The sequence below is a fragment of the Pedobacter frigoris genome, assembly GCF_032678645.1.
GTDB classification, from domain to species: Bacteria; Bacteroidota; Bacteroidia; order Sphingobacteriales; family Sphingobacteriaceae; genus Pedobacter; species Pedobacter frigoris_A.
This window is the reverse complement of sequence record NZ_JAVTSP010000002.1, coordinates 391,167-403,979: the sequence shown is the minus strand read 5'-3', so window position 1 is coordinate 403,979 and position 12,813 is coordinate 391,167. Positions and strand designations below refer to the sequence as shown.

11 protein-coding genes are annotated in these 12,813 nt (G+C 39.0%); 3 read left to right on the top strand and 8 right to left on the bottom strand.

Translation table 11 applies throughout. The features are described from left to right. Positions 1-22 precede the first annotated feature (22 nt). Positions 23-904 carry a diacylglycerol kinase family lipid kinase gene (locus R2Q78_RS08135; protein WP_316790648.1) on the bottom strand — a complete coding sequence of 294 codons (882 nt, stop codon included), beginning with the start codon at positions 902-904 and terminating at the stop codon, positions 23-25. A gap of 231 nt (positions 905-1,135) precedes the next feature. Here R2Q78_RS08135 and metK point away from each other — a divergent pair, with 231 nt between their 5' ends. Then, on the top strand, positions 1,136-2,386 hold the full coding sequence (gene metK / locus R2Q78_RS08130; protein WP_316790646.1) for a methionine adenosyltransferase: 1,251 nt from the start codon (positions 1,136-1,138) through the stop codon (positions 2,384-2,386). A 72-nt stretch (positions 2,387-2,458) separates the two neighbouring features. On the opposite strand, the gene R2Q78_RS08125 is transcribed toward metK, so the two are convergent. Next, positions 2,459-2,992: a biopolymer transporter ExbD gene (locus R2Q78_RS08125; protein ID WP_316790644.1), complete on the bottom strand. Its 534-nt coding sequence runs from the start codon at positions 2,990-2,992 to the stop codon at positions 2,459-2,461. Positions 2,993-3,119: 127 nt separating this feature from the next. Here R2Q78_RS08125 and R2Q78_RS08120 point away from each other — a divergent pair, with 127 nt between their 5' ends. Continuing rightward, positions 3,120-3,467, top strand: a complete 348-nt coding sequence (locus R2Q78_RS08120; RefSeq protein ID WP_316790642.1) for a hypothetical protein — start codon at positions 3,120-3,122, stop codon at positions 3,465-3,467. Between the two features lie 82 nt (positions 3,468-3,549). Here R2Q78_RS08120 and R2Q78_RS08115 read toward each other — a convergent pair whose 3' ends face one another. Further along, positions 3,550-4,812, bottom strand: a complete 1,263-nt coding sequence (locus R2Q78_RS08115; RefSeq protein WP_316790641.1) for a DUF2264 domain-containing protein — start codon at positions 4,810-4,812, stop codon at positions 3,550-3,552. A 4-nt stretch (positions 4,813-4,816) separates the two neighbouring features. Further along, a complete protein-coding gene (locus R2Q78_RS08110; protein WP_316790640.1) occupies positions 4,817-6,031 on the bottom strand; it encodes a glycoside hydrolase family 88 protein in 1,215 nt (404 codons plus the stop codon). A 181-nt stretch (positions 6,032-6,212) separates the two neighbouring features. On the opposite strand from R2Q78_RS08110, the gene R2Q78_RS08105 reads away from it, so the two are divergent. Next, entirely contained in the window at positions 6,213-6,449 is a 237-nt protein-coding gene (locus tag R2Q78_RS08105) for a helix-turn-helix transcriptional regulator (protein WP_316790638.1), read from the top strand. Positions 6,450-6,504: 55 nt separating this feature from the next. On the opposite strand, the gene R2Q78_RS08100 is transcribed toward R2Q78_RS08105, so the two are convergent. The 4 genes from R2Q78_RS08100 to R2Q78_RS08085 are packed head-to-tail and all read right to left on the bottom strand — an operon-like array spanning position 6,505 to position 12,796. Then, positions 6,505-7,386: a discoidin domain-containing protein gene (locus R2Q78_RS08100; protein ID WP_316790637.1), complete on the bottom strand. Its 882-nt coding sequence runs from the start codon at positions 7,384-7,386 to the stop codon at positions 6,505-6,507. 25 nt (positions 7,387-7,411) lie between these two features. Beyond that, positions 7,412-9,115 (bottom strand): alkaline phosphatase family protein, encoded by a 1,704-nt coding sequence (locus R2Q78_RS08095; protein ID WP_316790636.1) that lies wholly within the window; start codon positions 9,113-9,115, stop codon positions 7,412-7,414. 22 nt (positions 9,116-9,137) lie between these two features. After that, positions 9,138-11,081: a M60 family metallopeptidase gene (locus R2Q78_RS08090; RefSeq protein ID WP_316790634.1), complete on the bottom strand. Its 1,944-nt coding sequence runs from the start codon at positions 11,079-11,081 to the stop codon at positions 9,138-9,140. Between the two features lie 5 nt (positions 11,082-11,086). Then, positions 11,087-12,796, bottom strand: a complete 1,710-nt coding sequence (locus R2Q78_RS08085) for a LamG-like jellyroll fold domain-containing protein (RefSeq protein WP_316790633.1) — start codon at positions 12,794-12,796, stop codon at positions 11,087-11,089. Positions 12,797-12,813: the final 17 nt, after the last annotated feature.

Genomic DNA, 12,813 nt, shown 5'->3' with positions numbered 1-12,813 from the left:
AATAAGGTAATAATAATATGTATTAACTGGGTGTAATGATATTTAATGATAACGGCGCCACGGTAACTTCTATTTCCTCACCCATAAAAAAAGGTTCTCCATCAATATGGATTGCATCACCCTGACTCCGCACGATCCTGATGTGTTTCCCTTTAATGATTTCTACCATGTCGGATTGATCTGTTTTGGCATTCAGCATCTCATATGCCAATACCGGAAGCTTGTACATTGGAAATTCCTTAATTACACAGATGTCGAGCAGGCCGTCTTTAATAGATGCTCCCGGAGCTATATGAGCGTTGTTTCCATATTGAGAGGAATTGGCTATACTAATTACCACAGCTTTCCGCTCATATTTTATGCCGTCTATATAAAGATAATAGGTCTGCGGCTTATAACTCAGCACTTCTCTAAAGCCTAATTTTAAATAACCAGTAAGGCCCCTTGATTTATTTCCGGCAAATACTGAACTGATGTGTGCATCAAAGCCCATACCGGCCATATTAAAGAAACACTTATCGTTAAATCTACCTGTATCAATTACATCAACATTAAATTTGTTGATCAACTGTATCGCATCCGCAGGTTTCAGTGGAATTTTCAAAAACCTGGCCAGACCATTTCCGGAACCAAAGGGTATAATACCCAAAACTTTACCATGCTGCATTACTTTTGTAGCTACTTCATTAATGGTACCGTCTCCGCCAACAGCTACAATTACATCAAAGTTCTTATTGGCAGCTTCTTCTGCTATTTCTGAAGCATGGCCGATATATTCCGTAAAGCTGAAATTCGGATTAAATTTCGAACGGTCAAGTTTTGCATCAATCAATGCAGGGATCTTTAATTTATCCTTACCACCTGAAATGGGATTGATAATAAATAAAATGTTAGATTTTGACAAAAGCTTGAGATTAATGACGGTACAAAATAATTGATATTTTTTGACTATTTAAATATATAGTGTAATTTTGCGGCATCAAAGTGGACTGATTTGCGATGTTATCTAAAAAATAGCGGGATTGCAACCACGTAAAAAAAAGTGCTAACCTATCATACACTTCATTTTACCGCCTGTAAAGCAGGATCTGATTCCATTTAGGTAATTGTTTAATTAAAATCTTAATTATTTAGAATGTCGTATTTATTTACATCCGAATCAGTTTCTGAGGGTCATCCAGATAAAATCGCCGATCAAATCTCTGATGCACTTATTGATAACTTCCTGGCTTTTGACCCTGAGTCTAAAGTAGCCTGTGAAACACTGGTTACCACAGGGCAGGTTATCCTGGCAGGTGAGGTAAAATCTCAAACTTATCTTGACGTTCAACAAATTGCACGCGATGTGATCAGAAAGATTGGTTATACCAAAAGTGAATACATGTTTGAAGCCAATTCATGTGGCATCTTATCTGCTATTCACGAACAATCTCAGGACATCAATCAGGGTGTAGACCGCAGCAGTAAAGAAGAACAAGGTGCTGGTGACCAGGGAATGATGTTTGGTTACGCAACCAACGAAACAGAAGATTACATGCCTTTGGCCCTTAATCTTTCTCATAAATTATTACAGGAGCTTGCAGAATTAAGACGTGAGAATAAGGAAATCACCTATTTACGTCCTGATGCAAAATCTCAGGTTACACTTGAATATGATGACAACAACAAACCTGTACGTATTGATGCCATCGTGATTTCTACTCAACATGACGATTTTGATGAAGAAGCAACAATGTTAGCCAAGATCAAAGAAGATCTTGTAGACATCCTTATTCCAAGAATCATCGCTAAAAACCCTCAGTACGCTCACCTTTTCAACGATAAGATTCAGTACCACATCAACCCAACAGGTAAGTTTGTGATCGGCGGACCTCATGGCGATACAGGGTTAACTGGTCGCAAGATCATCGTTGATACTTATGGTGGTAAAGGTGCGCATGGTGGTGGTGCATTCTCAGGAAAAGATCCAAGTAAAGTAGACAGAAGTGCTGCCTATGCAACCCGTCACATTGCTAAAAACCTGGTAGCAGCAGGTGTAGCAGAAGAAATTCTGGTACAGGTGAGTTATGCTATCGGCGTTGCAAAACCAATGGGTATCTATATCAATACTTACGGAACAAGTAAAGTAAACAAAACAGATGGCGAGATCGCTAAAATCGTAGAAGGGATCTTCGATATGCGCCCTTACTTTATCGAACAGCGTTTGAAACTAAGAAACCCTATCTATAGTGAAACAGCTGCTTATGGCCATATGGGACGCAAAGCAGAAACAGTTACCAAAACTTTCAAAAGCCCGAATGGTGAAGAGAAAACAGTAACAGTTGAGCTATTTACCTGGGAAAAATTAGATTTCGTAGATCAGGTAAAAGCTGCTTTTGCTTTGTAAACTGTAAATAACAATATAAAAAAAGCCTCCCCAAAAAAATCAGGGAGGCTTTTTTTATATTCAAAATAAGAATTATATAGCACCCAATCTTTTTAAGTAATCCCCATCTTCATTCAGTAGCTTGCGATCATCGATCACATATGACTGAATATTGGCAATTCTCATCTCGTCCAATGCGTCTACAAGATTTTTATAAACCGATCTGTCGGTGGGTTTGATAATCACAATCATGTACTTCTTTGGATCATTACTATACATAGCTGCAATCGCCTTCTGATTCTTTTTCAATACCGCGCCGATCGTCCGGAAATCGCTTTTTGCCGGCACTGCCTTTTCAGCCGCACCTTTATACCAGACTACCTGATTGCTCTTACCCAGGAGTAGTGTCAATGTACGTGATGCGGCATAATCCGTCTCAGGCATATCCACCGGCTTTGCAACATCTACTACATGAAATTTGGACAATGAAGTAGTGAGCATAAAAAATGTGATCAGCAGAAAAGCCAGATCGACCATTGCAGTCAAGTCTACGGAAGGAGCTGGTTTGCGGGTTCTGTTTTTTCCTTTTGTGGCCTGGCCATTTTGAGGAACGTTTAAAGTTGCCATAGTTTTTAAGTTTTAATGATGATGACAATAAATCTCAAAATGCATAACCCATCTCGCCAATATTCCTGGACAGAAAAACAAAACCATTTCAAAACCCTATTGTTTATTAATAAAAAATACAACTGTTATGGAACATCCGGTAGAAATGAATACACTGAGCCAGATATTAGAAAAACTGAGGCTCAAAGGCTTAGACAACGAAATCAAAATGACCGACCATGGCAAAATGCAGGGTGTCGGTGTCAACAAAATTTATAACCCTGAGGACCTCAGCATCATTAAAACCTATCGTTTTGAGGGCGACTCAGATCCGGGAGATAATTCGGTACTTTATATATTGGAAGACAAAGATGGCCAGATTGGTTATATCCTGGACGCGTACGGAATGTACAGTTCACAGGAAAATGCCGGTTTTGATGATTTCTTAAAGAAAATACCGACCGCAGACCGCGATCTGCAGGAACTTTTCAGCTAATTTCAACCCACCAATAAAGAAAAAGGGCTGCGATTCACATCGGGGCCCTTTTTGATTTAAATACAATCAGTAGAAAACACACTTAATAATCTACATGATAATCTTTAGCAAACACTTTTCCGCCCCATGCTTTTTTTGCAGTCCAATCTTCATCTGGTGCTGTCCAGAATGCATTTGAAGCTGGCAATCCAAGCGGTAAAAATGAAAGTGTCGCCATATATAAACTTCCCGTGGAAGTGTAATAATCTGCTATTTCAGGCTGATGCCCACAGAAACCTAACTGCAGCCAGTCATTTTTATCGAAAGTTCCCGGCACATCATATATATTCCGGTAAACTTTAGTCAATGCACAACGAACCTGAGCTGGTTTTATCGTTTCAGGGAGTTTTTCCATCAGTGCAATCTGAGCCAATGCCTGTAGGGCACCAGTTCTATAGGTGATAGACCGACCAATTGGCGGGAATGTACCTTCCGGAGAAATCATGCGCTCCTGTCCTACCGCATAACGCTGCATACGTTTCAAAGCCAAGTCATAAGCCTTCTTTTCAGCCATATTTTTTTCTACCAGCACAGCCAGTGTATCCACCATCATCGGATGGATCACAAATGAATTGTAATAATCAAATGCCAGATTAGGTCCATCGCCATACTGTCCGTCGCCTTTGTACCAGTTATTTAGTTTCTTAACACCTTCTTCCAATCTGGCAGTATCGTATTGCTCACCAATTGATAATAAGAAAGCCTCTGTAATAGAACCAAACAACAACCAGTTACTCTGAAATGGCTTTCTGTTTCTCAACGACTTAAAGGAGTCTACTATCCTTTTTTTGGTATCTGCATCTAGTGGTTCCCACAAAGCTTTTGGTGCCCTTAAAAAGGTTTGCGCCAGGTAGGCCGCATCCACAATGGGCTGATAATCCTTTCCAAAAGTCAACAGATCAGGACTTCCCGGCTCAAAGCATTTTTTCAACCCTAGTAAAGCATTTTCTCTCAGCTTTTTTCTCAATACGCCTTCTTTTGTTGTGTCATCAGGTAATGCAAGCCATGGAGCTATACCTGCATAGGTACGGCCAACAGCCTCCAGATAAGTTACCGTAGGAGATCTGCTATCGAATGTAGGTGATTTCTCAAGCGGCATATTCTTCTTCAAAGTGCCATTGGCCAGATTTGAGACTACAGGATTAGCCATTTTATACAAAAGCTGATACCAATATTCCCGCTGATTTTTTGCTATACCAGATAATACGTCTTTCGACTTAACCTGATTTGCCAAAAGCTCTTTAGGACTGATTGCTGTAGCAACTCCTGCTAATGATAAGGCACCTAAAAATTTCCTTCTTTCCATATTCTTATAAATACCAGTTTTTGTAACGAAGCATTGCTTCCAAATAATAATAATCGGCATAAGTCAGGGGTACATCCACTTCCGATTTAAATGGCAATGCACCTGTACTGTGCATCAGCAAGAAGCCTCCGTTTTCACCTAGTTTAGCCCTGTAAGCATTGCTAGATAATGAAGTCAGCATTTTTTCCGCAGCACTTACATAAGTATTACGTTCTGCATTTTTAGTATACTGTCCAAGCTCCAGTAAGGCAGAAGCCATCAAAGCAGCCGCAGAAGCGTCCCTATCTGCATTTGGGATGCCCGGTGCATCAAAATCCCAGTAAGGCACCATATCAGCCGGCATATTCGGATTGTTCAATAAGAACTTGGCAATATTTCTTGCCTGATCTAAATATCGCTTATCTTTTGTAAAACGGTACATCATGGTATAACCATACAAACCCCAGCCCTGACCACGACTCCATGCAGAAGAATCTGCCGCACCCTGCCAGGTTACTTTTTTTACCACTTCACCAGTCTTCATATCATAATCTACCACATGATATGAACTATAATCTGGTCTGAAATGGTTAAGGATGGTTTTATCAGCGTGGCTTTTTGAAATCGCTGCATATTTCTTATCTCCACCGTTAGCACTTACCCAATTTAATAACTCCAGGTTCATCATATTGTCGATGATTACAGGTCCAACCAATTTGCTGCTGGAGTTCCATGACTGGATCACCTTTGCTGCAGGGCGGTAACGTGTGCTCAATGAAGCAGCTGAAGTATCAATAGTTGTTTTATAAGCCGGATTTTTAGTGATGCGGTAAGCATTACCAAAACTGCAAAACATCATAAAACCAAGGTCATGGTTACCTGTATAGTGCTTTTCTTTTTCCAGAATTCCCAATCTAGCTTCTGCTTCTTTTAAAGTAGCCGCATCTTTTGTATACTCATAGATGTATAAAAGTGACCCTGGATAAAAACCGCTGCACCACCATTTGGTATCACTGGTTTCTGATTTATTATTTTTTGCATGATAGGTCTTAGGCATCACATTAGCAGGTGTATTTTTGGCCAAAACTTTATATTGCTGAACAGCAAATTTGAATTGTTCATCAATCATCTGCTTCATTTGCTGCTTTTTATTAGCTACATTTTTCTTGCTTCCTCCACTCTGTGCAATTAATCCTCCCGAGATCAATAACAAACAGGAAACAAACATTACTTTTTTCATGGTTCTTGGGTATGTGTTTATACTTGTAAAACTCTAATCTATGAAAACGTTTTCATAGTATTGAAATAAAAAACAAACGCAAACGGTTGCGTATTTTGTTTGATACTTTTAAAGAGCACCTGTCTGGCTCTTAACTTTTAGTCTTTATACAGCCTTTTTGTTGTGCAAGGTTGAAAATTGTTTGAATCAAGAAGACAACGAAGAAATAAAAGAATTCATTTCTTCATTTATGAGCAAGCACTGTAAATTCAAATCTATCCGGCTAAAAAAAGCTGCTCAATTGCTGGAACTGAAGACCTACACCATATCTGAGGTTTCATATTTAGTAGGATTCAATGACCCCAAATATTTCAGCAGGGAATTTAAGAAGCAATTTGGTGAAACACCCAGGGTGTTTGTTAATGCAATGGATATCTAACAATAAAGGGGGATCAATTGTCCCCCTTTATTCACTTCAATAAGATCCAGGATAATTATTGTCTCGCATAAGCTTCAAAGTTCGCCAAACAAGGATAAGGAGTTCCTAAAAGCAATGTTATTTTCACATATCTTATGGCGGTGGCCGGAATTACTTTAAACGTTTGCTCCGCAGTAGTCTTAGGATTAAATGTCTTTTGACCTTCACCTATATCTGTAAAAGCGATTCCATCAATACTGCCTTCAATCTTAAACTCTGTGAATCCCTGATTGCCATCTGTATGGGCATTAAGTCCAATTTTGGTTAGTTTAATTGCTTTTTTCATATCAACCACGAGCCAGTGCGGATAAGGAAATATTGGATCCAGATAATAATCCGACTGCCAGAAGGAAGGAGAAGAAGGACTTGTTACACTTTTAACGGCAACATCATCAACGATATTTTCAGCACCATTCAACTCTTCATCCGGATCGTTAATTTCACTGGAAGCACTAGCACTCCAGCCTGTCTTACTCAATTTAGATTCAGGTTTCAATTGAGGCAATATGCCCATCAATCTAGTAGACACTACTTTACTGCCTGTATTGGCTACAGTAACTGTAAAGTTTGTGAGTCCGAAAATAGGAATCGTTACCGTCCCATTTACATCTGCGTTATTTTCTACGGTAACCTCTTTATTAATACCATCTTCATTATACTTAAATTTAAGTACAACTCCTTTTTTTGCCTCATTTTTCCAAACAAACTTCGCACCCTCGAGTAATGGAGAAACCTCCACAGTGGCCGCTACGTTGATATAATTTGTATCTTCTATTACAACAGGTTTTTCTGGTTCAACTTCTACATCTGGCTTTGTGCTGTTTTTCTTACACGAGGCAACTGTTGCCGTGGCTGCAATCAAAAGTAGATAGACGCAGCCTCTTTTAATTTTGTTCATTTTATTATTTTAAATGGATGATCTGCTATTTTATAAATTCAAGTTCAAAATTGGATATCCAAGGGACGCCGTCTAAACCCCAATCAGATTTTACCGGCATTCTAAGCCAATAAAAAGTCAATGCAGTTACATCAGGTCCTGTACTTACTATTGAGACGGTACCATCGCTTATTACCTGAGGAGTTCTGCTTACAGGAATATCATTACCGAGCGACTGCCAAACACCACTTCCCCTCATTATAAAATCATACCCCGTAGGAGCCTGATTACTTATAATAGATCCTCCTCCTTCATCCAAAGGCCAGTACCCGATTAAATTAGCATAATTTGGATGTTTTGTAATATCCTTCAATGCAACGTTTGCTTTTACAGCAGCGGCATCTAAACCAACATTAAAATATTGCAAATCTGCAGCGTAAAAATCCAAATCGCCTCCGCTATTATCTTGATTTCTATAACCAATTTTAAACGGCTCCGTTGTAGTTAAATCTTTTACGCCGGTAATATCTTTGCTAATAGTCAGGTTACCATCTGTATACATCGTCGCTGTCCTCACAGCTCCGACTGTTTTTACCGTAAGTGTCAAAGTGTGCCATTTTGCATCGCTGATAGTGGTTGATCCACTCCCCAAACTTACTGTTGACCCGCCATTATTTTTTCCTCCCAATAATACTTCCCAAGTCCCCCCATTGAAGAGCATAGTCCATCCGGTGGTAACGTGAACACTTACATCTGTACTTTTTGAAAGAAATCCTGGCCAGTATGAGCTTTTATTGAACTTTGCCTGCAGTTGCACAGTGAAATCTTTGTTTGTGCCGGCATTATAAAAATTATTATCTCCATTTATAACTGCGTTAACAGATGTTCCTTTAAAGTTCATGGTATTAAAACCTTCTTTGGAGATGCCCTGGCTTTTCAAATTTGGATTGTAACAAATGACAAATCCCTGCTTAGAGTTTAACTCGTCACCACCCCGGTTTGTGGTAACAATTACCAACCAATCTTCAGAAGCATAGTCTTTACGCTTTTTCAATGCGGCAATCATATCTCCTATATATCCGTCAACTGTTTCAATTGCTGATTTGTACGCTGGGGAAGTTGGCGAAAATCCGGAGCCACTTCCAGCAGTCTTTACACTCGAAAAGTCAGTAAAAATAACTTTGGCATTGGCATTATTCTGAAGAACATTCACTGCTGAATCCTTAACAAGCGCATCAGTTCCCGTTAATATTCTATGATCTGAATGGATTAAATATTTATTCAGTGCGGCATCTGTTGTTATTGTAACCGTTTTAAATTCCGGTCTTACATCCAACATACGAGAAAACAAGGAAGGATAGTTGATGATTTCACTATGATCATCAGTACTGGAATTAGCTGGCATGTAACTATCATTCAAAATTTTATGCTTGGCAGAGGATACTCCGGTAAGCATACTTGCTATTGAGCCAGCCTTTGATGATTGGGCGTCTTTTAACTGGGTAAAAGTAAATTTCCCGTTTTTAATCAAAGCTGCTATGTTCGGCGGGTTAATGGTCTTCACATCTGTCCCTACGGCACCATCAATATTGATAATAAGAACCTTTCGTAAAGACTTACCGCTTGCACTCGAACCATATTCTTCAAATATCTGAGCTGGATTTTCATATTTTTTACAAGCAGTAAGTACTGTCGCAGCTATGAACATCACAGTGCAAAACAACGTGATTTTTTTATTGCTATAGATCATCTTTAATGATTTAATTTTTTAATTATCTAATAATATTAAGTTCAGCAATTGCTGCTGTATTGGTTCCACTGTGATTGTCCTTCAGAATCAACTTATAATACTGAGCAGTTATCGTTGAAGAAAAATTATAGTTAAACCTCGCAAAAGCATTTGTAACTTGGGTTGTTCCTCTAAGTGTCCAGTTTACATTATCTGTACTTGAATAGATTTCAATGTTTTTAGGTCTCTGCGCACTTGAGTTTCTCGGAACAATATAAATCCCTTTCGCAACAGCAGGGGTTCCCATATTTAAAAGAATTGTGTAAGGGAAGTTACCTACAGGATTCGCTGACCATTTTGAGTGCCAGAAAGTGTTGTTATCACCGTCTATCATTGCGTTAGCGTAACCACTAACAGGTCCTTCTCCTCCCGTTTCTTCAGAATTCGCTGATACAGTTACTTTATAAACAATATCCGCAGTTCCCCCGGTTTTAGTCATTGGGTTATAGGTCCACACTTGTTTAGTTAGCAAGGGGAACTTTGCAGCTATTTTGGTTTTAGACTGAGGTGTAATTTCTATTCCCCAGGCTTCAAAAAACGGCTTTAAGTCTGTTCTTGCATATTCGGAGAATCTCTCATAAACGAAATCATGCTTGTCAAGCTCTGTATTAGAGAACCTTTCAGCATGTCTTGCTGCCGTATACAGATAAGGCATCGCATCATATCCATAAATTCCAAATATCTGTAAGAACGGAATCATTCTTTTAAAAGGATCCTCCATAGGACCGCTAGGTGAATCAAAGATGGTCAGAGAAGTGTTTGTCGCTGCAAAATTAAGCGCTGGCTGCACCCATTCATCACCATGTTGAATGGCAAAACTTGCACCATTTCTATTTGCTACTTTATAATTGAAAAGGTTGTTAGTAGTTTCTCCCAGAGTTTTCCAGCTCCATATAGATCCCTGCTGACAGTTGTGGCCAAATTCATGATAAGTACCCCAGTTTGCTCCATGAAGTAATTGATCTAAACTCACAACACTATTGAACCATTCGTCATCCATCGTAGCAACTATCGGCGGAAATCCAGGGGTACCACTGTGTCCATAACCTACTGATGGTTGAATATCCAAAATTTCTCTCCATGCAGCCTGAGGACTCCTGTCTCTCTTATCTAATGCATTATCTGAAAGTCCCATCCATTTATTATAATCTTCTTCAAACACAGCATTCCATGCAGTCATTAATGCAGTAGGGTTAGTTAAAGGTTTCGAAGAATTGAAATTTCTAATGAGAAAATCTCGTGGAATCAGGAAAATTACACGGTTCGAACGCAATTCCAACCAAGGAACAGTAGAGGCTTTTACCTCTGCAACCCATTCACTATCTGTACTTTTGCCCAATACAAAGTCAGGTGATTTCACAGCCCCTGTAATCGTAAATTCGACAGGCTGAGGAATACCAAAAGCTGCATGGATATAGATTGTACCGCCATATGGATTCCTTACATAGTTATTGCCGGGATACAACTGCTTTACGGTATAAATTAAAGGATCTCTTTTCAGGTTTAACTGGCCCGTAAGATTATCTGTATGTCCGCCAACCTGAACACTTAGTCCATTTACTCCGGCAGGAACAACAATTTTAATTAATTCACCGGCAGGTGCATAAAATCCTGTACTAAACTGAGGCTCTGGAGCTACAGAAATTCTCAGCAAATATGAATTGGAGGCCGAAAAATTAAGGTCAAGGGTAAATTTAACATCTTTTAACCTGGGCTCAGAAGCCTCTACTAAGCCGGGAAATATACGTGCTCTTGCATATAATGACCGGTCAACAGTAGTCATCGAGGTATCGAGCGTTTGCTCACTTTCATCAGTACTGGGTTTGTTAAAGCCATCTTCAAATTCATAGCCATACTTTTTGCATGAAGCCAGGCTAAGCAACAGGAAGGCTACTAATATTCTGATTGAAAAAATAGTGTTTTTCATATTAATTATGGTTTAATATCTGAATAAATTGGATTCCAGGATTTCCCATCTAAATCCCATTTAGGTTTTATGGAAATTCCCAACCATTGGTAAATTTCAAAAGGGATATCTACACTGTTGGGTACTTTTGCATAGAATGAATTGCTGATGTCAGGACAAAGCCTGGAACCCACATCATCGAAGCTTTCCCAGGTAGGTGTACCTCCCATTAAGAAATCTTTCCCTTTACCGGTCAGTTCTTTGAACGTTGATCCCTTGCCCTCATTCATCAGCCAGTAACCAATCAGGTTTTTATAATTTGGATTAGATTCTGTAATGGTGGTTTTACAGCTATTATTAGCTATTTCTTGGGCAGTCAGTGCTACATTATAAATCTGCAGGCTATTCATTAAAATGCTAGCACTTTGATTACCATCGGAAGGCAAATATCCCAATTTTAGAGGAGCAGTATTATTCACGTTGGTGTTGTTCATGGTCACTTCCTGATCAAATTGTCCATCAGTATATACACGGAGTTTAGCGTTTTTACCATCAAATACAATAGATAATTTATGCCATATATCATCACTGATGACCCTACCTTTCGCCTGTGAACCTAAAGATGAATTGATACCCCAGATATTTCCATATTCTAAAAACAGGTTCCATCCTGTTCCTGAAAAGCCCGCGGCCCTTTTCGAAAGAAACGTTGGATAGTAGGGATTAACACCCTTACTTTTTATCAGCAATTCTATGGTATAATTACCCAACGAACCAAAATTATACGCATTAACATCCTGAATTACCGCAGTAGGTCTCGTAGACGTGGTAAAATCAAAACGTACGCTATTATTGGTGTAAGGGATTTTTTCAGAATCAGGTTTTGGAACAAAAAGTGTATTAAATCTCGGATTGTAAAAAACTATAAAATTATTTCTCGTAGCGTCAGCATAAGAGGTAAAGTCGGTACTGTTAGGATCGGCCACTATACTGCCACCCTTGTTTGATGCTAAAACCACTAACCAGTTTTCGTCAGCAAAGGTTTTCCTTTTGCTCATGGCATCCAGGATTTCACCAATATAAGTATCAATTTGAAGAATCGCATTCGTGTAGGAAGCAGACTCATTTTCATAGCTATCTGCACGACCGGCGATTTCAGCACCGTGAAACTGAGCCAATACCAGCGTAGCATCTGCATTTTTTAGTTCATCCTTAACTGCATTTTTTACAGAAACATCGTTGTTCTCATAAGCTAGCTTAGCAGTCGCGTCAGCAGCAAGATTCGTGTTAAAAACACCAGATGAAGCAATCGATACCGTTCTAAGTTGAGGATTAATGGCCTTAAGTTGAGTGAATAAACTAGGGTAAGCCGACAATTTATTTCCACTGAAATCTTCTGACACGACACCGTGTTTTGCGTTCATCACACCGGTAACCATATTAGCCCATCCACCAGCATTCGTAATTGCATTTTTATCAAAATCTACCAATCCATCATAAGCATAAATGGCATTTTTTGTCATTTTTGCAATATTAGGAGGGTTAATTTCTTTTAACGCTTTTCCTCTAACCCCATCAACGATAATGTATAAGACTTTACGTCCTTTTGCATTGATTCCGAGTGTATCATTTTCGGATGAAGTTTTAAGCCTGTTGGGAAAATCCTTATTACAAGCAGAAATCATCGATACAAAAAGTGTTGCAATTAAAACAACAACTAATTTATATGTATTCATATTCTTCATATTTAGTT